Origin of the sequence: Arthrobacter sp. Soil736 (genome assembly GCF_001428005.1) — a bacterium.
In the GTDB taxonomy this organism is placed as follows: Bacteria; Actinomycetota; Actinomycetes; order Actinomycetales; family Micrococcaceae; genus Arthrobacter.
In genome coordinates this window covers 133,895-156,132 of record NZ_LMSB01000023.1, presented here as the reverse complement: position 1 = coordinate 156,132, position 22,238 = coordinate 133,895, and the positions used below count along the sequence as shown (strand labels likewise).

Annotated in this window: 17 protein-coding genes; 11 read left to right on the top strand and 6 right to left on the bottom strand. The window is 67.4% G+C overall.

Annotated elements, in window-relative coordinates:
* Window position 1: 1 nt before the first annotated feature.
* A complete protein-coding gene (locus ASG92_RS14100) occupies window positions 2-1,048 on the bottom strand; it encodes an IS30 family transposase (protein ID WP_157372225.1) in 1,047 nt (348 codons plus the stop codon).
* 693 nt (window positions 1,049-1,741) lie between these two features.
* Window positions 1,742-3,154 (bottom strand): MFS transporter, encoded by a 1,413-nt coding sequence (locus ASG92_RS14095; RefSeq protein WP_056629369.1) that lies wholly within the window; start codon window positions 3,152-3,154, stop codon window positions 1,742-1,744.
* A 277-nt stretch (window positions 3,155-3,431) separates the two neighbouring features.
* Between ASG92_RS14095 and ASG92_RS14090 the strand changes: the two genes are divergently transcribed.
* The 3 genes from ASG92_RS14090 to ASG92_RS14080 are packed head-to-tail and all read left to right on the top strand — an operon-like array spanning window position 3,432 to window position 8,633.
* Entirely contained in the window at window positions 3,432-4,886 is a 1,455-nt protein-coding gene (locus tag ASG92_RS14090; protein ID WP_056629368.1) for an MFS transporter, read from the top strand.
* A 1-nt stretch (window position 4,887) separates the two neighbouring features.
* Window positions 4,888-7,074, top strand: a complete 2,187-nt coding sequence (locus tag ASG92_RS14085) for a molybdopterin oxidoreductase family protein (protein ID WP_056629366.1) — start codon at window positions 4,888-4,890, stop codon at window positions 7,072-7,074.
* Window positions 7,071-8,633, top strand: a complete 1,563-nt coding sequence (locus ASG92_RS14080) for an FAD-dependent oxidoreductase (protein ID WP_056629364.1) — start codon at window positions 7,071-7,073, stop codon at window positions 8,631-8,633. Before ASG92_RS14085 ends, ASG92_RS14080 begins: the two co-directional genes overlap by 4 nt.
* A 67-nt stretch (window positions 8,634-8,700) precedes the next feature.
* Here ASG92_RS14080 and ASG92_RS14075 read toward each other — a convergent pair whose 3' ends face one another.
* Window positions 8,701-10,116 carry an NAD(P)H-quinone dehydrogenase gene (locus tag ASG92_RS14075; protein ID WP_056629661.1) on the bottom strand — a complete coding sequence of 472 codons (1,416 nt, stop codon included), beginning with the start codon at window positions 10,114-10,116 and terminating at the stop codon, window positions 8,701-8,703.
* 128 nt (window positions 10,117-10,244) lie between these two features.
* Here ASG92_RS14075 and ASG92_RS14070 point away from each other — a divergent pair, with 128 nt between their 5' ends.
* Complete coding sequence (locus ASG92_RS14070; RefSeq protein ID WP_056629362.1) at window positions 10,245-11,063, top strand: purine-nucleoside phosphorylase; 819 nt, start codon at window positions 10,245-10,247, stop codon at window positions 11,061-11,063.
* Here the strand turns inward: ASG92_RS14070 and ASG92_RS14065 are convergent.
* Window positions 11,060-11,545: an Rrf2 family transcriptional regulator gene (locus ASG92_RS14065; protein WP_056629659.1), complete on the bottom strand. Its 486-nt coding sequence runs from the start codon at window positions 11,543-11,545 to the stop codon at window positions 11,060-11,062. The genes ASG92_RS14070 and ASG92_RS14065 overlap by 4 nt on opposite strands.
* Before the next feature lie 143 nt (window positions 11,546-11,688).
* On the opposite strand from ASG92_RS14065, the gene ASG92_RS14060 reads away from it, so the two are divergent.
* The gene (locus ASG92_RS14060; protein ID WP_056629360.1) at window positions 11,689-13,428 is read left to right on the top strand and encodes a phospho-sugar mutase; all 1,740 of its coding nucleotides are present in this window, start codon (window positions 11,689-11,691) and stop codon (window positions 13,426-13,428) included.
* A gap of 28 nt (window positions 13,429-13,456) precedes the next feature.
* On the opposite strand, the gene nirD is transcribed toward ASG92_RS14060, so the two are convergent.
* On the bottom strand, window positions 13,457-13,822 hold the full coding sequence (gene nirD, locus ASG92_RS14055) for a nitrite reductase small subunit NirD (RefSeq protein WP_056629357.1): 366 nt from the start codon (window positions 13,820-13,822) through the stop codon (window positions 13,457-13,459).
* A 293-nt stretch (window positions 13,823-14,115) separates the two neighbouring features.
* On the opposite strand from nirD, the gene nirB reads away from it, so the two are divergent.
* The 6 genes from nirB to ASG92_RS14025 all read left to right on the top strand — a co-directional run bounded on the left by nirB (window position 14,116) and on the right by ASG92_RS14025 (window position 21,302).
* A complete protein-coding gene (nirB, locus tag ASG92_RS14050) occupies window positions 14,116-16,761 on the top strand; it encodes a nitrite reductase large subunit NirB (RefSeq protein ID WP_056629657.1) in 2,646 nt (881 codons plus the stop codon).
* Window positions 16,762-16,763: 2 nt separating this feature from the next.
* The gene (gene cobA, locus ASG92_RS14045; protein WP_056629355.1) at window positions 16,764-17,798 is read left to right on the top strand and encodes a uroporphyrinogen-III C-methyltransferase; all 1,035 of its coding nucleotides are present in this window, start codon (window positions 16,764-16,766) and stop codon (window positions 17,796-17,798) included.
* Window positions 17,799-17,803: 5 nt separating this feature from the next.
* Window positions 17,804-19,033 (top strand): uroporphyrinogen-III synthase, encoded by a 1,230-nt coding sequence (locus ASG92_RS14040; RefSeq protein ID WP_240987136.1) that lies wholly within the window; start codon window positions 17,804-17,806, stop codon window positions 19,031-19,033.
* Window positions 19,034-19,283: 250 nt separating this feature from the next.
* Window positions 19,284-20,171: an FAD-dependent oxidoreductase gene (locus tag ASG92_RS14035; protein ID WP_056629353.1), complete on the top strand. Its 888-nt coding sequence runs from the start codon at window positions 19,284-19,286 to the stop codon at window positions 20,169-20,171.
* 110 nt (window positions 20,172-20,281) lie between these two features.
* Window positions 20,282-21,025 carry a deoxyribose-phosphate aldolase gene (gene deoC / locus ASG92_RS14030; RefSeq protein ID WP_200951971.1) on the top strand — a complete coding sequence of 248 codons (744 nt, stop codon included), beginning with the start codon at window positions 20,282-20,284 and terminating at the stop codon, window positions 21,023-21,025.
* 49 nt (window positions 21,026-21,074) lie between these two features.
* Window positions 21,075-21,302, top strand: a complete 228-nt coding sequence (locus ASG92_RS14025; protein ID WP_056629351.1) for a hypothetical protein — start codon at window positions 21,075-21,077, stop codon at window positions 21,300-21,302.
* Between the two features lie 108 nt (window positions 21,303-21,410).
* Here ASG92_RS14025 and ASG92_RS14020 read toward each other — a convergent pair whose 3' ends face one another.
* Window positions 21,411-22,232, bottom strand: a complete 822-nt coding sequence (locus tag ASG92_RS14020; protein ID WP_056629349.1) for a metal-dependent hydrolase — start codon at window positions 22,230-22,232, stop codon at window positions 21,411-21,413.
* Window positions 22,233-22,238: the final 6 nt, after the last annotated feature.

Genomic DNA, 22,238 nt, shown 5'->3' with positions numbered 1-22,238 from the left:
GCTAGGTAGTCAAGAGTAGATCACGTAAACGCTCGGCTGGAGTATCCCAGCCGAGCGTTTTGCGTGGGCGTCCGTTGAGTTCCTGGGCGACGTGTTCGAGGTCTTCGGGTCCGTAGGCCGAGAGGTCGGTGCCTTTGGGGAAGTATTGGCGCAGCAGTCCGTTGGTGTTTTCATTGGAGCCGCGTTGCCAGGGGCTGGCGGGGTCGCAGAAGTAGACCGGCATGTCGGTGGCCATGGTGAATGAGCGGTGGGCAGCCATCTCCGCTCCCTGGTCCCACGTCAGGGAGCCCCGCAGGTGCGCCGGGAGGGTGCTCATGGCCGAGACGAGGCCGTCCCGGACGGTTTCGGCGGTGTGGTCACCGGGTAGGTGGACGAGCATCACGTACCGCGTGGTGCGTTCGACCAGCGTACGGATCGCGGACTGGTTCAGTGTCCCGGTGATGAGGTCGCCCTCCCAATGCCCGGGGACGGCACGGTCCTCGATCTCGGGCGGCCGTTCAGAGATCATGACCATCGGGTCCACGAACCGGGATTGACGCTGTTCCCCGGCTTGCTGGGGTTTGCGGCGGGTCCGCCCGGTGCGCAGGGCTGCCTGTATCTCGCGTTTGAGTCCGCCTCTTGCCTGGACGTAGAGGGCTTGATAAATCGTCTCAGTGCTCACACGCATCTCCGGTTTGTCGGGGAACTCCTCGATCAGGGTGTGGCTGATCTGCTCCGGAGACCAGCGTATGAGCAGTTTGTCCTTCACGTAGTCGCGCAGGTCCGACTCGCCAGCGAGCTTGGCCGTCTTGGGCCGTGCCCGTCGGGCTACGGACTTCCGTTGGGCTGCATAGGGCTGGTAGCCCAGCGCTGGCTGGCTGTTGCGGGCGAGCTCCCGGCTGACCGTCGATGCAGGCCTGCTCAGGGCCGTCGCGACCGCCCGCACGGAGGAACCGGCGGCCCGCATGTCCCTAATCCTTTCCCGCTCCTGGAGCGAGAGGAACCTCGGGTCCACGGGCTTCTCCAGCGCGGACAATCCGAGCGACGAGCCAGTTGTTGGCTTGGCCATGCCGGGAAGGGTGTTCAGGGTGGTCACTCCCCGTTTGTAGTCGATCGTGCGGCCATCCGGGTAAATACGTCGACTACCGACCTTCCTGATGCCGTGGTCCCACTCCTGCGCGGTGCTCAGGAGGACGCTCACGGCCTTGGCAGCCTCGCGCCGGCTCGTTCCGGCCTTGCGGAGCCGAAGAAATTCCTCGCGTCTGCCGGCGCCCAAGCGAATGTTGGCGATTCCGGCCTTGTAAGCCCACTGGTAGCACGTCATCCGGTTGAATCCGAGCTCCGCGGCAGCCACCGTTACATTGCCCACGCGATCGAGCACGGCGAAGAACCGGTCTTTCTCTTCCGGCGTGTACTTCCGCTTTGGAACCGATCTGGTCAATCGCTTCTTCGGAGCAACCCCGGCCTTCCGTGCCCACCCGAAACACGTGTGGCGGTTCAACCCAGGCTCGGCAGCAGCCGAGCTCACACTCCCCAGCCGGTCGAGCGCGGAGAAAAATGCATCCTTCTCCTCCTGCGAGGGTGCTCTCCGGCCCCTCAGGGAACTCGATTCTTCCCTTGCACCAGACTCTGCTTTTCCCCTTAAAGACGACACGGTCGTTGCAACTCCCAAAAGATCTGGGCGTTGCAACGACCGCTAGAACCCGCCAATCACACCGGGCATTTTCATCTGCCGGACCAGCGGTCCGGAAGAGCTAAGGAGCTAGGCCACGTTGTTTTCGTAGTCCAGGTCGCGGGTTTCCTTGCTCAGGAACAGCGCGATGAGCGTGAGCACCGACATGACGGTGAGGTAGACGCCGACCAGCACGGGGCTGCCCTTCGCCAGTTCCCAGAGCCAGACGGCGATGAACGGTGCCACTGCTGCACCCAGGATGCTGGAGACGTTGTAGCTGACGGCTGAGCCGGTGTACCGGACGTTCGTCGGGAACAGCTCCGGCAGCAATGCGCCCATCGGTCCGAAAGTGAGGCCCATGAGGGAGAAGCCGATGATCAGCAGCGCCATGGTGCCGACGAAGCCGCCGCTGAACAGCGGGACGAACAGCAGGCCGAAGACGAAGATGCCTGCCGTCACGGCGATCAGCATCTTGCGCCGGCCCCACTTCTCGGCCATGGGGCCGGAGACGAGGGTGAAAATGCCGAAGAACACGACGCCGGCGATCAGCATCCAGAGGAAGTCGTTACGGGTGTATCCCAGGCCCGGCACAAACGCGGCCGCAGCGGCCTCGGTCATCGGCTTGCCGGCCTTTTCGGCTGCGGCCTTGGCCGCGTCCAGGCTGGAGGCCCGGGTGCCGTAGGTCAGCGTGAACGTGGTCATCAGGTAGAAGAGTACGTAGGTGGCCAGCATGATGAACGTGCCCAGGATCAGCGGACGCCAGCTGGTCTTGAAGACCCGGGCGAGCGGCAGCTTGGCTACCTCGTTGGATTCGAGCACCTTGGTGAACGCGGGCGTTTCGATCAGCTTGAGGCGGACATACAGACCGATGATCACCATCACGGCGCTGAGCAGGAACGGCACGCGCCAGCCCCAGGCCATGAAGGCCTCCGGGGTCAGGGCGTAGCTGAAGACCAGGAAGATCACGTTGGCGATGATGAAACCGATCGGCGCACCCAGCTGCGGGAACGTGCCGTAGACGGCGCGCTTGTTCGCCGGGGCGTTCTCGGTGGCCAGCAGGGCTGCACCGCTCCATTCGCCGCCGAGGGCAAGGCCCTGGGCGAACCGCATGACCACCAGCAGTGCCGGTGCCCAGAATTCCCATCCCGGAACGAGGGCCGTGGGCAGGCAGCCGATGAGGAAGGTGGCAATACCCATGGTCAGCAGCGACGCCACCAGGGTGCCCTTGCGTCCGAACTTGTCACCGAAGTGTCCGAAGACGATCGACCCAAGCGGCCGGGCGATGAAAGCGACGCCGAAAACAGCAAAGGAACTCAGCAGCTGGGTGGTTTCGTTCTGGCCGGGGAAGAACAGCCGGGGGAAAACGAGTACCGCGGCCGTGGCGTAGACGTAGAAGTCGTAGAACTCGACTGTGGTGCCGATCAGGCTGGCGACGATCACGCGCCCGCGCGAGTTCACTAGCTTGGCTGACCCCGGCTGCGGTGTTGTGGCAGTGGATGACATGTAGTAGCGCTTTCGTGAGAACCGGGCCGGTGCCCCCAAAAGGCTGCCCGGCAGAAGGATACAGAGACTTCAATACTACTTAGCGAAGTCCACTCAATGGACAAAAGGTCCAGAATGCGGACTATTTCGGCTGTCTCAAAAAACTGTGCTCCGTGCAGCCTAACGCCGCCGGAAACACGCTGATAGGCAAATGTCACAGCACGTTAACAATGGGCGACCGTCCATGAAACGCGGCTTGCCTACCTTGGAAGGACAACATCCCCCAAGGAGGTACACCGTGACTGCTGACCGCCCCGCAGAAACCGGCACCGGCAATTCCCTCGATCTTGCCACCGAGCCGCGGCACGGAAGCGTCTCCGCTTCCGTGACCACTACCGACGCACCCGCCCTTGAAGTCCGTCCTGGCCGCTGGATCGCCAACTGGGACGCCGAGAACAAACACCAGTGGGAAACCCAAGGCCGCACGATTGCGCGCCGGAACCTCAACTGGTCCATCTTCGCCGAGTTCCTCGGTTTCGTCGTCTGGCAGCTCTGGTCCATCGTGGTGGTCCAGCTCCCCGGCGCAGGCTTCACCTTCAGCACCTCGGAGATTTTCTGGCTCATCTCCATGCCGAGCCTGGTAGGCGCCACGCTCCGGATCCCCTACACGTTCATGGTCCCGCGCTTCGGTGGCCGGAACTGGACAATCGTCTCGGCGCTGCTCCTCCTGATTCCGTCGGTCGGACTCGCCATGTGCGTCTCCAACCCGGAAACACCGTTCGGCGTCATGCTGTTCGTGGCCGCCCTGGCCGGCTTCGGCGGCGGAAACTTCGCCAGCTCGATGGCGAACATCACCTTCTTCTACCCGGCCCGCGAAAAGGGCTGGGCCCTGGGACTGAACGCGGCCGGCGGAAACCTCGGTGCCGCCGTCGCGCAGCTCGCCGTTCCGATCGCCATCACGCTGGTGGCAGTAGGAAGCGTCAACCTGCCCATGGCCGGCTGGATGTGGGTCCCCTTCATCCTGATCGCCGCCTTCGGTGCCTGGAAGTACATGGACAACCTCACCAGCGCCAAGGGTGACGTGGCCGGCTCGCTGGCCGCGCTCAAGGAACCGCACCTGTGGATCATGGCCCTGCTGTACATCGGCACGTTCGGCTCCTTCATCGGCTTCGCCGGCGTCTTCCCCAAGCTCATCAAGGACTACTTCCCCGCCTTCTCCTCCATCGGCGTCGGCACGGTGGCCCTTTCGCTGGCCTTCCTCGGCCCGCTGGTCGGCTCACTGGCCCGCCCCTACGGCGGACGCATGGCTGACCGCCTTGGCGGCGCCCGGATGACCGTCTCCGCGTTCGCCGCGATGGCCGTGATCACGCTGACCATGATCTGGACCCTGCCGCTGAAGAACTTCTGGCTCTTCCTGGTCCTCTTCCTGATGCTCTTCACCGCCAGCGGCTTCGGAAACGGCGCCACCTACCGCATGATCCCGGTTATCTTCGCAATCTCCAGCCGGGCCGCCCGCTCGGGTGCCAGCTCGGTGACAACCCAGCGGCTGGCTTCCTCGGCCCTCGGCCTGATCTCGGCGATCGGCGCCTACGGCGGGTTCGTGATCCCGCAGGTGCTGAACGCTTCCAACACGGCCAGCGGCTCCTACACCCCGGCGTTCTACGGCTTCGTCGGAGCCTACGTTGTGATGCTGGCAGTCTGCTGGTTCTTCTACATCCGCAACGCCAACCGAAATGCGATGGGACACGTCTAACATGACCAAAAGCGCCGACACGCACTGCCCTTACTGCGCCTTGCAGTGCGCCATGACGCTCAAGTCCCCAGCGGCTCTGACCCCGGCTGTCCAGCCGGGGTCAGACCCCGTGCCGGCAGCGCCGGCCCTGGAGGTCAGCGGCCGCGACTTCCCCACCAACCGCGGCGGCCTCTGCCGCAAGGGGTGGACCTCGGCCTCGCTCCTGCAGCACCCCGGCCGCGTTACCGAGCCCCTGCTGAAGGGGTCCGACGGCGTTCACCGCCCCATCACCTGGGACGAGGCGCTGGCCCGCATCACCACCGCCGTCAAGGACACCCGGGCTAAGTACGGAGCCGACGCCGTCGGCGTTTTCGGCGGTGGCGGCCTCACCAACGAGAAGGCCTACCAGCTCGGAAAGTTCGCCCGCCTCGCACTGGGCACCTCCCGCATCGACTACAACGGCCGGTTCTGCATGTCATCGGCTGCCGCCGCGGGCATGCGGGCCTTCGGCCTGGACCGCGGCCTGCCGTTCCCCCTTGAGGCACTGGACAGTGCCAGCACCATTCTGATGCTCGGCTCCAACGTCGCCGAGACCATGCCGCCCTTCGTCCAGCACCTGCAGGGTGTCCGTGAAGCCGGTGGCCTGATTGTGGTGGACCCCCGCCGTTCGGCCACGGCGGCCTTCACGTCCGACGGCGGCGGCCTCCACCTCCAGCCCCTGCCGGGCACCGACCTCGCCCTCCTGCTCGGCCTGTCGCACGTGGTCATCCACGAAGGACTCGTCGACGCCGCATACGTCCAGGAGCGCACCACCGGCTACGACGCCGTGGTCCGCAGCGTCAACGCCTTCTGGCCGGAACGCGTCCAGTCCCTCACCGGAGTGCCCGCCGAACTCATCCGCGAGACGGCCCGCAGGCTGGCCGACGGCGCACGCAAGGGCGGCAGCTACATCCTGACCGGACGCGGCGTCGAACAGCACGTCGACGGCACCGACACCGCCACGGCCGCCATCAACCTCAGCCTCCTGCTCGGCCTGCCCGGCTCCGCCCGCAGCGGCTACGGCACACTCACCGGCCAGGGCAACGGCCAGGGCGGGCGCGAACACGGACAGAAGGCCGACCAGCTGCCGGGCTACCGCAAAATCACCGATCCCGCGGCACGCGCCCACATGGCCAAGGTCTGGGATGTGCCCGAGTCGCTGATCCCCGGCCCCGGCCTGCCGGCCGTCCAGCTGCTCAAATCGCTCGGACAGCCCGACGGCGTCCGCTGCTTCTTCGTGCACGCCTCCAATATCGCCGTCGCGTCCCCCGATGCGAACGCCGTCATCGCCGGACTCCGCAGCCTGGATTTCCTCGTGGTCTGCGACTTCTTCATGTCCGAAACTGCCGCCGAGGCCGACCTCGTCCTGCCAGTCCTTCAGTGGGCCGAGGAGGAGGGCACCCTGACGAACCTCGAAGGCCGTGTACTGCGCCGCCGCAAGGCCATCCAGCCGCCCGCCGGGGCCCGCAGCGAACTGTGGATCATGGCGCGGCTGGCCGAAGCACTCGAGGCGCCGTCCACGTACAGCGATGACCCCGAGACGGTTTTCGAGGAGCTTCGACTGGCATCCGCCGGCGGCGCAGCGGACTACTCCGGCATCGACTACGCCATGCTGGACCGCGGCGAAGCCGCCTACTGGCCGTACCCCGCGGGCAGCACCGGCACCCCAAGGATGTTCCTGGACGCGTTTGCGCACGCCGACGGCAAGGCCGTCATGACCCCGGTGACGCCCCGTCGTCGTCGTACCCCCATGGCGAACCCTGACCCGGCCGCCAAACCGATGACCCTGATCACCGGCCGCCTGCTGGAGCACTACCAGTCCGGAGCCCAGACGCGCCGCGTCTCCGAACTCCTTGCGTCCCAGCCCGAGGCCAAGCTGCAGATCCACCCGGCAGCCGCGGCCGCCATGGGCATCACGGACGGTGCACGCGTGTCGGTGGCAAATGAGCGGGGCGAGGTGGTCTGCCGGGCGGAGCTCAGCACGGCCATCCGCACAGAGACCGTGTTCCTGCCCTTCCACTTCCCGGAACTGGAAAGCGCGAACCGGCTGACGGAAGCCGCCACGGACCCCATCTCGGGGATGCCCGAATTCAAATTCAACAAAGTATGGGTCCGGCTGGCCGCGGACGTACCAAGCAACAGTGTTCTTCAGACCTCGGAGGCCTCATGAGCGAGCAGATTGTAATTGTCGGATTCGGTCCGGTGGCGGCACGGCTGGTCGACGAACTGCTGCCGGCTGTTCGCGGCGGGCAGGTGCGGCTGACGGTCATCGGCCAGGAAGCCGACGCCGCCTATAACCGTGTGCTCGTCGCCGATCTGGGCGTCGGCCGCACCACCGCCGAGGCACTGGCCCTGGCCGACGCCGCCGCCCTCACGGCGGAAGGCGTTGACGTCCGGCTCGGCGTCAACGTCAAGCGCGTGGACCGGGCACGGCAGCAGGTCCTCCTCGCCGACGGCACTTCGGCCCACTACGACCGGCTGGTCTTCGCCACCGGCTCCCGTCCTGTCATCCCCAACCTCACCGGGCTCAACCCGGACCCCGCCGCACCCGTCCTGCCAGCGGGCGTCACTGCGCTGCGCGACGTCCGCGACGCCGAGGTCCTCCGCAAGGCCGTAGCCGGCCGCAAGCGCGTGGTGGTTCTCGGCGGCGGCGTGCTGGGGCTGGAGACGGCCCTGGCCGCCGCCGAAGAAGGCGCCACCGTCACCGTGGTGCACAACGGACCCCACCCGCTGGGCCGGAACATCGACCGCGGCGGCGGCGCGGTGCTCGCCGCCAGCCTGCGCAACTGTGGCGTGCGCGTCGCCGGCAACGCGCGTTCCACGGGCGTGGAACACAACGCTCCCGACGGCGGGTTCTCGGCCCTGCTGCTCGACGACGGTTCGGCGATCGACGGCGACCTTCTGGTCCTGTCGTGCGGTGTCCGGCCGCGGACCGAACTGGCCGAAGGCTGCGGGCTGTCCACGTCGACGGGCATCCTGGTGGATCACCGGCTGCGCGCGCACCACGAACCGCACATCTTCGCCATTGGCGACTGCGCCGAGGTCCGTTGCCCGGAACCGGACTGCATCGAGTGCCGCACCGCGCGGGGACCGTCCGGCCTGGTGGGCCCGGGCTGGCGGCAGGCCGAATGGCTCGCCGAGTACCTGCTGCTCCTGAACGAGGGATCGCAGGAGGACGCTGATTCGCTGCCCGCGCTCCCCCAGGAGAAGCCCGGCGTGATTGTGCTCAAGGCCCGCGGCCTGAACATGGCCGTGGCCGGGGACAACGCGGCGGAGCCCTGGGACGAGGAAATCCTGACCGCCGGAGCGGTCAACGGCCGGCCCCGGCTCCAGATCGCCCAGTGGGCCGATCCGGAGCACGGCCGCTACGTGAAGATGACCACCCGCGGCGGCGTGCTCGAGGGCCTGGTCAGCGTGGGCATGCCCCGCACCGCCGGCGAGCTGGTGCAGCTCTTCGAGCGCGGCGCGGAACTGCCCGCGGACCGTTCCCTGCTCCTGCGGCTGGACGGACCCGACCAGCTGGCCCCGTCCGGCGCGTCCAACGACCCGGAAAGCACCGTGTGCCGGTGTGCCGGTGTTAGCGGCGGCAAGATCACGGAGGCTGTGACGGGCGGCTGCTCCACGGTGGCCGAGGTCTCCTCAGCAACCCGTGCCGGCACCGGCTGCGGCGGCTGCCACGAGGACATCAAGGGGCTCATCGAAAAACACTTCCAGGCGGCAGCCGCCTAAAACCTGACCGCAACCGCTGATAGAGCCTGTCGAAATCACGGTCTCGACAAGCCCGACCGGCACTCCCCTACATGTGGACGTGCAGGCGCCTTGCCGCTTCGGAGATGGAGCCGCTCAGTGACGGGTACACGGTGAATGTGCTGGCGACGTCGTCGACGTGAAGCTTCTGGGTCACCGCGATGGAAATCGCGAAAATCAGCTCGGACGCGTTCGGTCCCACCACGACGCCGCCGATCACGGTGCCCGATCCCTTGCGGGCGAAGATCTTGACGAAGCCGTCCTTGTGGTTGCGCATCTTGGCGCGGGCATTGCTCTTCAGGGAGAGCTTGACGATGTCGCCCTGGTACTTGCCGGAGTCGATCTCGGCCTCGGACACGCCCACGGACGCGATTTCCGGCGACGTGAAGATGTTGGACGCCACCTGGTGCAGCTTGATGGGAGTCACGCCGTCACCCAGGAAGTGCGCAATGGCGATCCTGCCCTGCATGGCCGCAACGGACGCGAGCGCGAGGACGCCGGTGCAGTCGCCGGCGGCGTAGATGTTGGGGGCGGTGGTGCGGGAGACGCCGTCCACCTTGATGTGGCCGCTCTCGGTCAGCGCCACGCCCGCCTCCTCGAGTCCGATCCCGTCCGTGTTGGGGATGGAGCCCACGCAGACCAGGCAGTGGCTGCCGGTCACCTGGGAGCCGTCGCCCAGGGTGACCACCACGCCGTCCTCGGTGCGCTCCACGGTCTCGGCACGGGAGCGGGCAAGCACCTTGACGCCGCGGCGTTCGAAGACTTCCTCCAGCACCTCCGCGGCGTCGGTGTCCGAGCCGGGAAGAACGCGGTCGCGGCTGGAAATCAGGGTGACCTTGGAACCCAGGCCGTTGTAGGCGGAGGCGAACTCTGCGCCGGTGACGCCGGAGCCCACCACGATCAGTTCCTCGGGCAGCTCGTCCAGGTTGTAGATCTGGGCCCAGTTAAGGATCCGCTGGCCGTCGGGCCGGGCGGTGGGCAGTTCGCGCGGGTGGGCGCCCACGGTCAGCAGGATGGCGTCGGCCTCAACGGTTTCGGTGCCGTCGGCCGTCAGGACCTCGATGGTGTGGTTGTCCACCAGCTTGCCGGAGCCGATCAGAATGCGGACATTCTGGTGCTCAAGGCCGGCCGTGATATCCCTCGACTGCTGGCGGGCGAGGCCCAGCAGGCGGTCGTTGATGTGCTTCAGGTCCGCGCGCATGACCGGAACGAAGTCGCCGCCGTCGACGTCGAACTTGACTCCCAGCTCCCCCGCCTCACCGACGCGGGTCATCAGATCCGCCGTCGCGATCAGCGTTTTGGAAGGCACGACGTCGGTCAGCACGGCGGAGCCGCCGAGGCCGGCGCGCTCAATGATGGTGACTTGCGCCCCCAGGGAGGCGGCCACCATGGCGGCTTCGTAACCGCCCGGGCCTCCGCCGAGAATCGCGATTCGGGGGGCGCTGAAATCAGGATGCATAGTCACAATCAACCATTCTCTCGCATCCTTGCCGCACCACCAACAAACAGGGCCCGCTCCGGCACCCCGGCCGGCGCGCCCTCCACAGCCGTTTTCCGCTGTGCACACCGGCGCCCGCACGATAGCGTGTACCAGTGAGTAATACAGAATTCCTGAACACTGACCCCTTCGAGGCTGCCCGCACCGCCGCCGACTACATCGCCGCCGAGACCGGCGTCGATTCGCACGACATCGCCCTGGTCCTGGGCTCCGGCTGGGGCGAGGCCGCGGAACTCATCGGCGAGACCACGGCCACCCTCACCGCCTCGGAAGTGCCGGGCTTTTCCGCTCCGGCCGTGGAGGGCCACGTGGGCACCATCCGCTCGGTCCTGACGAGGGAAGGCAAGCGTGCGCTGGTGCTCGGCGCCCGCACGCACTACTACGAGGGCAAAGGCGTCCGCGCGGTTGTCCACGGCGTGCGCACGGCGGCCGCCGCCGGCTGCAAGACCCTCGTGGTCACGAACGGCTGCGGCGGGCTCAACGAAAACTGGACGCCGGGCACGCCCGTGCTCATCAAAGATCACATCAACCTCACCGCGGCGTCACCGCTCGAAGGCGCCACCTTCGTGGATCTGACAGATCTCTACTCGTCCCGGATCCGCGGCCTGGCCCGTGAGGTTGATCCTTCCCTGGACGAGGGCGTGTACGCCCAGTTCACCGGACCCCACTACGAGACCCCCGCCGAAGTGCAGTACGCCAAGCGGATAGGCGCCGACCTCGTCGGCATGTCCACGGCGCTGGAGGCCATCGCCGCGCGCCACGCGGGCATGGAGGTGTTCGGTATTTCGCTGGTCACCAACCTCGCCGCCGGCATCAGCCCCGTGCCCCTGAGCCACCAGGAAGTGATCGAATCCGGCCAGGCCGCCGGTCCGCGGATCTCCAAGCTCCTCGCGGAAATCATCGCCAGGCTCTAACTGCCCGATCCCAGGAGGCGGGCGACGGTGTTGGGGCGCGCCTCAGGGAAGCGCCGCTCAATGGACTGCGCGATGCCCGCCACGGTCTGCCGGGCAAGTTCGGTCCGCCAGGCCAGCTCGGCCTGGCGCATGGACTGGGAGATCAGGCAGCTCCGGGCATAGTCCTCATCCATCTCCCCGCCCGGCCCGTTCTTCAGGATGCCGTCGCAGCGGAAGGCCATCTCCCTGCCTTCGATGGCCAGCACGACGTCCAGCACGGTGATCCTGTCCGGCCTGCGCGCCGGCTGGAATCCGCCTTTAGGGCCGGAAGCGGAGTCCAGGACACCTGCCCGCACCAGTGCCTGGAGCTGCTTGTTCAGGTAGGCGGGCGGCAGCTTGTACAGCTCCGCCAGCCGCGCACTGCTGATCGGCTCATCGCCGGGCAACCAGGCCATGTTCACGCAGCAGTGCAGCGCCCACTCCACGCCCTGGTTCATCTTCATTCCGAGACCGTACGTGTCCGGAATTTTTGCTGTCAAGGAATGGCAATTTCGTACTGTCAGGGAACGGCGCCCTGCGAAGTTGTGACCGGACCGATGGCTCGTCCGGCACCGCTCCCCGCTGCTTTGACGATAGTTTGGTTCCTATGACGTCTTCCGATGCCGATTTCCAGCTGCTCAACGACGCCCGTGCCTGGGCCGCGCAGGATCCGGATCCCGTAACCGCCGCCACGCTGACGGAGCTCGTCAAGCTCACCGAAGGCGGCACGCCGGCGGCGCGGCAGGAGCTGGCGGACAGTTTCAACGGAACGCTGGAGTTCGGCACCGCCGGCCTCCGGGCCGCCCTCGGCCCCGGGCCCAACCGGATGAACCGTGTGGTGGTCCGCCGCGCAGCGGCAGGCTTCGCGAGCTTCCTGGCCGGAGCGGTGGCGCAGGCGTCCCCGGGAACCCGGCCGCGCGCCGTCGTCGGTTATGACGCCCGCTACAACTCCGACATCTTCGCCGAAGAGACCGCCGCGATCTTCACCGCGGCCGGATTCGACACCTTCCTGATGCCGGGCGCGCTGCCCACGCCGTTGCTGGCGTACGCCGTGCGGGCGCTGGATTGCGACGGCGGGGTGATGGTCACGGCCAGCCATAACCCGCCGCAGGACAACGGCTACAAGGTCTACCTGGGCCGCCACGCGGTCGAGGAAAGCGGCCGCGGCGCGCAGATCGTGGCCCCGTACGACGCCCTCATCGCCGCGGAGATCGCCAAAGTTGGCGCCCTGGATTCCATCCCGCTGGCCGGCGACGGATGGACGGTACTGGATGCCGGCATCGCCCGGGACTACGAGTCAGCCACTGCGGCCCTGGCCAACCGTGACCTCTTTCCGGCCCGCGACCTCAAGATCGTGCTGACGCCGATGCACGGCGTGGGCGGCGAAACCGCGGTGTCGGTACTCAACGCTGCCGGCTTCACTGACGTCACGGTGGTCAGTGAGCAGGCCGAACCGGATCCGGACTTCCCCACCGTCAGTTTCCCCAACCCCGAGGAACCCGGGGCCCTTGACCTCGCGCTCGGGGCTGCAATGCAGGCGGACGCCGACATCGTCCTGGCCAATGACCCCGACGCCGACCGCGCCGCAGTCGCCGCGAAGGACCCGGATACGGGCGCGTGGCGGATGCTCCGGGGCGATGAAGTGGGCGCCCTGCTCGGGGCGCATGTGGTGGCGCGGCTGTCCGCAACCGGTGAGGAAAGGCCCGACGGCGTATTCGCCAATTCGATCGTTTCCTCGCGGCTGCTCTCACGCATCGCGGCCGCGGCCGGCTATGCGCACGAGGAAACCCTGACCGGATTCAAGTGGATTTCCCGGGTGCCGGGCCTGCTGTACGGCTACGAGGAAGCGCTGGGCTACTGCGTGGCCCCGGACCTGGTCCGGGACAAGGACGGCATCTCCGCTGCCGTGCTGATCGCGGAACTCGCCGCCACGGCCAAGGCGGACGGCAAAACCATCTTCGACACCCTGGACGAGCTATATCTGGTCCACGGGCTGCACGCGAGCGACCAGCTGAGCATCCGCGTTGCGGACCTGGGCCTGCTGGATGCCATGATGAACCGGCTACGGGTGAGCCCGCCCGAATCATTCGGCGGTTCCGCCGTCGAAACGTTCGTTGACCTGGCCGAGGGCAGCGAACAGCTGCCGCCGACTGACGGGCTGCTCTACCTGACCCGCGATCTCAGCCGGGTGATCATCCGGCCCAGCGGCACCGAGCCGAAGCTCAAGTGCTACCTGGAGGTTATCCGGAGCGTGGGAACGGCAGCCGAACTGCCCGAGGCCCGGCTGGCCGCGCGGGCCGCCCTGGACCAGGTGCTGGGCGACGTCCGCGAGGCCTTGGGCCTGTGAGCTGCAGATCTAGTGAATCAGGGCAGTCCTACAGCTCAACCTCGAGGACGCCATCTGCGACGCGCGTGTTGAACGTGGCCAGCCGCAGCTCGGGGTTGCCGAAGCACTCGCCGGTCTCGAGGTCGTAGACCTCCTTATGCAGCGGCGATGCGATGGTGGGACGCGTGCCGCGTGACCCGAGGATGCCGCGTGCCATGACGAAGGATCCCGTGGCCGGGTCCTCCTGTGCCACGGCGAAAACCTCACCGGGGGCGGTGCGGAAAAGCGCCACCTGAAGGCCGGCAACGAGTGCCGCTTCGCCCCAGGCGATCTCCAGGTCATCCACGGCGCAGACCTGGTGCCAGCCAGTGGCGTGCCCGGTAGCCAGATCCTCAAGTTCCAGTGTTGCCGTCATGTCGGCTCCTCTCCCTTTGCCCGCTTCCCGGCGGTAGGCCGGTTCCTGCGAGGCGTATTTCCGCCTGCTTCAGCCGCCAGTGCGGCCGTATATCCAAGCTAGGCGGCAGGTGTTTCAGAGGCGTGCAGTCAATGTGTCCGGAACGTAAAAGACACCTCACCTGTCCCGAAATGTGTTCGTGATGCAGAAGTTAAGTTCACGAAACATAAGGGAAACTGAAGCGAAACTGCGGCTGCCTAGTCTGGATGGACAAGCTGCAGAGCACCGTCTGCGGCCCATGCGAAAGGCCCACAGTGACCGAACAGACTTCAAGCACAGAGAATCCGCGCCGCATCGTCGTCGCCGGCGGCGGCCCCGCGGCCCACCGTTTTGCGGACGCGATGCATGCCCGCGGCCTCGATGGCTGGCATGTCACGGTCCTCACTGAAGAAGCGCACCTGCCCTATGATCGCGTTGCACTGAGCAAAGCCCTCACGGACAGCACCGTTGACCTCACGCTTGGCGCTGCATCCATGTGGGACCACGACGCACTCAACCTGAAGACCGGCGAGCGCGTCGTCAAGATCAACGCCGAGGCCAAGACGGTGGAAACCACAGCCGGCGGCATCTATGGCTACGACGACCTGGTGGTTGCCACGGGTTCGAATGCCGCCCGGCTGCCCATCCCCGGCGCCGAGCACACGCACGTCTACCGCACGCTCGAAGACGTCTGGGCCATCAACGAGGCCATTACCGCGCTCACGGAGAAGCTCGGCCGCAAGGTCAACGCCGTCACTATCGGTGGAGGCCTCCTCGGGCTCGAATCGGCCGCCGGCACGGAGCAGCTGGGCGCCAACCCGATCGTCATCGACGGTTCGCAGTGGCTAATGGCCACACAGCTGGATGAAGGCGCGGGTCAGGCAATGGGCCGGCTCATCAAGGCCGAAGGCTTCGAAGTCCACGGCGGCGTGTTCCCTTCGGAAGTATTGTCCGACGACGACGGCCAGGTCACCGGTGTCCTGATGGCAGACGGCCGTATTATCGACGCTGACCTCGTGATCGTCGCCATCGGCGTCCGGCCGCGCGATGAACTCTTCCGCGCAGCCGAAGGCGAAGAACAGCTATTCAGCCTGGGCCAGCGCGGCGGCGTTGTCATCAACGACTACTGCGCCACCGAGGTCGACGGAATCTGGGCCATCGGCGAGGTCGCCAACTTCGGCGGCATGTGCCTCGGCCTGGTTGCCCCCGCCAACACCATGGCAGAGATCGTGGCCGACCGCTTGCACGGCGGCGAGGCCACCTTCCCCGGCTTCGACACCGCCACCAAGCTCAAGCTCTCGGGCGTGGACGTCGCCAGCTTCGGGGACGGGTTCGCCAAGACAGAGCACTCCCTCGAAATCGTCTACGCTGACCCCGCCCGCGGCGTTTACCAGAAGATCGTCACCACCGACGATGCCAAGACCCTCCTGGGCGGCATCTTCGTGGGCGACGCCACCCCCTACACCAGCCTGCGCCCGCTCCTGGGCCGCGAACTCAGCGCCGAACCCGGCGCGTACCTGACGGCGGCCGGCGGCGGCGACGCCCCGGACACCGAACTCCCGGACGACGCCATCCTGTGTTCCTGCAACAACGTGTCGGCCGGAACCATCCGCGACACCGTCAACGGCTGCGGGGCCTGCGACGGCAACGCTCCCGTCCAGGAACTCGGCGAGCTGAAGGGCTGCACCCGCGCCGGAACCAGCTGCGGCTCCTGCGTGCCGATGCTTAAGAAGCTGCTGGAAACCGAACTGACCAAGTCCGGCGTCGAAGTTTCGAAGGCGCTGTGCGAACACATCGAGCTGTCCCGCCAGGAACTGTTCGACGCGATCCGCGTCCTGGAACTGACCTCCTTCGAAGAGATCATGGCCAAGTACGGCACCGGTGCAGGCTGCGACATCTGCAAGCCGACCATCGCCAACATCCTGGCCAGCCAGAACAGCGCCTACGTCCTCGACGCCGGCCGCGGAACCCTGCAGGACACCAACGACCGCGCGCTGGCCAACATGCAGAAGGACGGCACCTACTCGGTGGTTCCGCGCATCGCCGGCGGTGAAATCACGCCGAAGAAGCTCGGCGTCATCGCTGCCGTGGCCGAGAAGTACAGCCTGTACACCAAGATCACCGGCGGCCAGCGGATCGACATGTTCGGTGCCCGGCTGGAGCAGCTGCCGGAAATCTGGAAGGAACTCGTGGACGCCGGCTTCGAATCCGGCCAGGCCTACGGCAAGAGCCTGCGCACGGTGAAGTCCTGCGTCGGTTCCACCTGGTGCCGCTTCGGCGTCCAGGACTCGGTGGCCATGGCCATCCAGCTGGAACTGCGCTACCGCGGCCTCCGCAGCCCGCACAAGCTCAAAATGGGCGTCTCGGGCTGTGCCCGCGAATGCGCCGAGGCCCGCGGCAAGGACGTCGGCGTGATCGCCACCGCGGACGGCTGGAACCTGTACGTCGGCGGCAACGGCGGTGCCACCCCGGCCCACGCCCAGCTGCTGGCCAAGGACCTCGACGACGAGACGCTGATCAAGTACATCGACCGCTACTTCATGTACTACATCCGCACCGCCGACCGCCTGCAGCGCACCGCACGGTGGCAGGAAGAGCTCGACGGCGGCATCAAGCACGTCGAGGACGTGGTGGTCAACGACACCCTGGGCATTGCCGAGGAGCTCGAGGCGGCCATGGCCAAGCACGTTGACACGTACGTCGACGAGTGGGCAGACACGCTGAAGGATCCGGAGCGCCTGCGCCGCTTCCGCTCCTTCGTCAACGCTCCCGACCAGAAGGACGACTCCATCACCTTCGTCTCGGACGAGCGCGGCCAGATGCGCCCGGCCACGGCAGAGGAAAAAGAACGCGCCAGCCAGCAGCCGGTCCTGATCGGCGCTTCCATCCCCATGAGGCCCCGCGATGAGAACGAGGTATAAGCATGCAGCTCAGCATTGATCTCACCGGACGCGAGGTCCTGGTCACCGGCTCGGACCACGCCGCCCGCCAGGCCGTCCGCCGCTACGAAGCCGCCGGCGCCGTCGTCTACCGCCTCAGCACCCCGCAGGGAGCAGGGCACGACGGCCCGTTGCCCGAACGCCCGTTCCTCGTCGCAGCAGTCGACGACGGCCAGCCCGGCTGGGAGGCCCTGCTGGACAGGTGCCGCGCAACCGGCATTCCGGTGGCAGCCGAACCGGCAGCCGGCCCGATCGGGCACGTCACGCTAGTCGGCGGCGGCCCGGGCACGGCCGAACTGCTGACCGTGGCGGCAGTCAAGGCCCTGCGTGACGCCGACGTCGTGTTCTACGACCGCCTGGCGCCGTACCAGGAGCTGGCGTCCCTGACGTCAGCCGAACTCGTGGACGTGGGCAAGCGCCCGGGACACCACAAGGTCAGCCAGGGCGACATCGAGAAGCTGATGGTGGAGAGCGCCCTCGCCGGAAACAACGTGGTCCGCCTCAAGGGCGGGGACCCGTACGTCTTCGGCCGCGGCGGCGAGGAAGTTGCCTCCTGCGTCGCAGCTGGCGTTCCCGTCCGTGTGGTCTCCGGCGTTACGAGTGCCATCTCGGTTCCGGCCGCGGCCGGTATCCCGGTGACGCACCGCGAAGTCAGCCACATGTTCACCGTGGTGTCCGGCCACGCGCCGCTGACTGAAAAGGAACTCACCCACCTGGCCGGCCTGGGCGGCACGATCGTGGTCCTGATGGGCATCGGCACGCTGCACCACCTTGCCGCCGGCCTGCGCCGGGCCGGCATGCGCGCCGACATGCCCATGGCCGTGGTCGAGCGGGGCTACCGGCCCGGGCAGCGGACCACCATCGCGGAGCTGGGCACCATTGCCAGCGCCGCCGCCGGCTGCAGCAACCCTGCCGTCCTGGTGATCGGCGAGGTGGTGCGCGTGGCTGAGGCCAACCGCGGGCATGCCGAGGCCGCCGCGGATCTTGACCGCCTGGCGGCCTCGCTGCTGGGTTCGTGATCGACATGAGCGCACTGAACGCCCTTGCCCCCGCAACGGGCCCCACAGCGGGACCGGCCGCGCCGGCATCCTCAGCATTGTCATCCTCAGCGCCGGGACGCGCCGGCTCGGAGCCGCAGGAGGCAGCCGCCCCGGAGGCTGCCGAGGCTCCCTTGGAAGGATTCCGGATCGGCGTAACTTCGCACCGCCGTTCCCGCGACCTCATCGAGGCACTGGAGCGCCGCGGCGCTGAGGTGCTGCACGCTCCGGCGCTCAAGATCGCGCCGGTGAACGAGGACATCAGCCTCATTGAGGACACCAAGGCGATCATCGCCGCGAAGCCCGATCTGTGCATCGCCACCACGGCGTACGGCATGCGGCGCTGGTGCGAGGCGGCGGACGCCTCCGGCATCGGCGAGGAGCTGCTCGAAACCCTGGGTGCCTGCCGGATGTTCGTCCGCGGCCCCAAGGCCCGCGGCGCGGTTCGCGCGGCCGGCCTTGCCGACGTCGGAATCAGCAGCGACGAAACCACAGCGACACTGGTGGACATGCTGCTGGCCGAGGGCGTGCGCGGCAAGACCGTGGCGGTGCAGCTGCACGGCTACACGGACGTCCGCCAGCTCGAGCGGCTCCGGATGTCCGGCGCCACCGTCCTGACGGTCACCCCGTACCGCTGGGTCAAGCCCGACGGCGCCGATCGCCTTCCGCGGCTGATCGAGGCCGCCTGCAGCGGCAACCTGGACGTCCTGACGTTCACGAGCGCCCCCGCAGTGGACGCCATGTGGAGCACGGCCCACGAGATGGGACTGTACAAACAGCTCGTGGAGAGCCTGAAGACCACCGTCACCACCGCCGTCGTGGGCCCCGTGACCGCGCAGCCGCTGCTGGATGCCGGGATCCATCCCCTGGTTCCTGAGCGGTTCCGGATGGGCGCGCTGATCCGGCTGGTGTGCGAACACCTCGCCCTCAACCACGTCCGCCGCCTGGACACCCGCTCCGGCACTGTGGAGCTGCGGGGCCGCTCGCTGCGGATCGACGGCGAGCTGGTGGAAGTGGCTCCGGCACCCCTGCTGCTCCTGCGCGCGCTCCTGGGCGCCGGCGGGGCGGTGCTCTCCCGGGAGTCGCTCTCCGAACTCCTTGAACTGCGCGGCTCCGTGCACGCGCTGGACATGACAGTGAGCCGGCTACGGTCGTCGCTGCCGGACGGCAGCCTGGTGGAGACCGTGGTCAAGCGCGGTTACAGGATCCGCGTCTAGTCCACCGTCTAGTCCACGGACAGCCTAAGCAACGCGGGGTCACCTCGCGCCCATCCCGGCTTGTGGAATAGGCGCGAAGTGACCCCGCGTTGGTTGTATTACCGGCGGGTAAAAACTGGCGAACAGGCAGGGATAATTCCGCAACAGACGGGAAACAAGCGCGAAAAGCCGCCCGCCTACAGTGGTCCCATCAGCACAACAGGGCCCGAGATCCGGCCCGCCTGGTGCAGCATTTTGAAAGGGCCCGCACATGTCCGCTCCGGCACAGTTTCCCGTCGTCGCCACCGCACGCACCTCCGAACCGGCACCGGAGGCAGCACCGAAAATCCTCATCGCCGGGGCGGGCCCCGCCGCGCAGGCCCTGGTCAGCCAGCTCGCCGCCTCGAGATTCGCCGGAACCGTCACCGTCCTGAGCAGCCGGGACGACGCCCCGGCGGAGCTGCTCGAACTCGCCGCGCTGCCGTTTGTCTCCGTGCGCTTCGGCCAGCCTGCCAGCCACATCGACGCCGACGCCCGCGTGGTGACGACGGCCGACGGCATGGAGTTCAGCTACGACCAGCTGGTCATCGCCACGGGCTCCGCCCCCGTCCACTCCCCCGTTGACGGCTCCAGCCGCTGCCTCAGCTATTCCACGATCGATGACGCCGCGAAGATCGGCGACGCCATCAAGGAGGTCACCCGGGTCCTCGGACGCCGGCCATTGGGAATCCTCGTCGGCACCGGCCCCGCCGCCGGTCAGGCCGAGGCCGTGCTGCGCGCCAGGGGCGTCCGTCCGGTGCGCACCACCGCCCGTCCCGCAGCGGTGGTGCCCACCCTGGCCGGCTCCGTACTGCCGGCTGCCGGCGTCGAATTCGAGGACGGCAGCCGGATGAACGGCGACCTCGTGGTCCTCGCAGAAGACAGGGTTCCGCGGGACAGCCTCGCCGCCAGCGCGGGGGTAAGGACCGCCGAATCCGGCGGTGTCGTCGTCGGCCGGGACTTCCGCTCCTCCGTGCCGGGCATCTGGGCCATCGGTGACGCGGCGTCGTTCGACGGCGTACGGCTGGGGCTGCTGGTGGCCTCCGGTTCCGCTGCCGGAGCCTGCGCCGCGCAGCTCATGGCGGCGGCACCCGCCGCGAGGCTGGCCGCTGCCGCCTAACCTGCGGCGGCAACCCGGCGCTGTGGTCCAGGCGCTGTGGCAAGATGGTCACGCAAGGACCGCGACCACCGCGGCAACTGCGGCCCACGAGGCCAACGGAAAGGACCAGCATGAGCAACGAAGCCAGCCCAGGAGCGGGCGCCGCGACAAGCCCCACAGGGACCCCCGCTACCGGTGCCCAAGCGTCCAATATCGCTTCCTTCATCGACCACACGCTGCTCAAGCCGGAGGCGAGCGAGGCGGAAATCCTCAAAGTCTGCGCCGAGGCCGCCGAATACAAGTTCAAATCGGTCTGTGTGAATCCCGTCTGGGTCAAGACCGTGAAAAAGGCCCTCAAGGGCTCGGGCGTGCTGACGTGCTCGGTGGTCGGTTTCCCGCTGGGCGCCACCCCCAGCGACGTCAAGGCCTTCGAAGCGCGCGGCGCCGTGCTCGACGGGGCGGACGAAGTCGACATGGTCATCGACATCGCCGCGGCCCGCGCCTCCGACAAGGGCGCGCTTGTCGATGACATCAAGGCTGTGGCAGACGCCGTCCACGCCGGTGAGGCAATCCTTAAGGTCATCATCGAGACCGCCCTGCTGAACGACGACCAGAAGGTCCTCGCCTGCGAGGCGGCCGTGGAAGCCGGTGCCGACTTCGTCAAGACCTCAACGGGCTTCAACGGCGGCGGCGCCACCGCCGAAGACATCGCCCTCATGCGGCGCACCGTGGGCCCCGACCTGGGCGTCAAGGCCTCCGGCGGGGTGCGTTCCCTGGCGGACGCACAGGCTATGATTGCTGCAGGTGCAACACGTATTGGTGCCAGCTCCGGCATTGCGATCGTCAAGGGCGAACAGGGTTCGTCCGCGTACTGATCCGCCGCAGCCGCCACAGTTTGAGCCCCGCGGGGCCGAGGAGGAACGAATGTCCAGCAAGACCGCCACGAAGACACCCCAGAACGAGAACAGCCTGGTCACCAGCATTGTTCTCTTCGCAGTGATGATGGCCCTGTTCCTGGGATCCATCTACTCGCTGTCCTTCCTGACGCTGGAAAACCCCTGGCCGATGGCTGTGTGCCTGGGCCTGTTCGCCCTCGCGTTCTGGATCCCGCAGACCATCCTTGGCCGCTCGGATTCCGCCGGCGAGTACTGACCCGCAGGCTGCATTCGCAGTCAGAGCGTAGTCATAATAGAAACGTAAGAGCAGCTGAAGCTCCGGACCACGTCCGGAGCTTCAGCTGTTTAAGCGCGGATTCAGCTCTCAGGGCATGCCCGGCAGGCTGTTGGCCAGCCGGGCGGCCAGCGCCAGTGCGGCAGGAAAGTGGGTGCCTGCCAGCGACCAGGCCGCCACGCACATGCCCACCATGGCGTAGCTGCTCACCGGAATCAGCACGAGCCATTCCCGCCGCGAGCCGGCCCGGCCCAGGATCGGGATGGACAGCGCGCCGTTGGGCCGCCAGAACGTCCTCAGCACCGGCAGCCGGCGCAGGAACTTGGGCGGCCTGATCACCAGCGGCCAGAGGAGGGGCACTCCCCCGGTGGTCACCATGTCGCCCACAATGTGGACCACGACGCCGATCAGCATGGACACCGGCAGCCAGGTCCACTGGTCAGGCGCGAACCAGGTCACGAGGCCGGCCATGGCCAGGGCAAAGATCCAGTTGCTGATGAAGCCCGACTTCGGGAACAGCTTCAGCGCCTTGGCGGCAATGTTGATCATGAACATGCACAGAAGCCCGGCGCCCACGGACAGCAGACCCCACTCGGTCTGTACCTGGATCTGCCCGGCCATAGCGGCCAGCAGGACGAAAAACGCGGCCCCGAGCAGCGAGTGCGTGCCCTGGCGGTGACCGCCGCTGGCGTTCTCAATGCCGACGGCGATCACGTTGGACAGCGGCGGCAGCGAATGCGCGATGGTGCTGGAGCGGTGGTCCCAGTCACAGACCAGGGCAGTGCCCGCCGTCGCCATTCCGCCGATCAGCACGCCCGTGGCATCCAGCGGATACCAGCCCAGGGTGTACGGCCCCGTCGAGGCAACAGCTACCCACGCCGCGGCCCCTGAAGCGGCGTGGTGTCCTCCCATCACGGC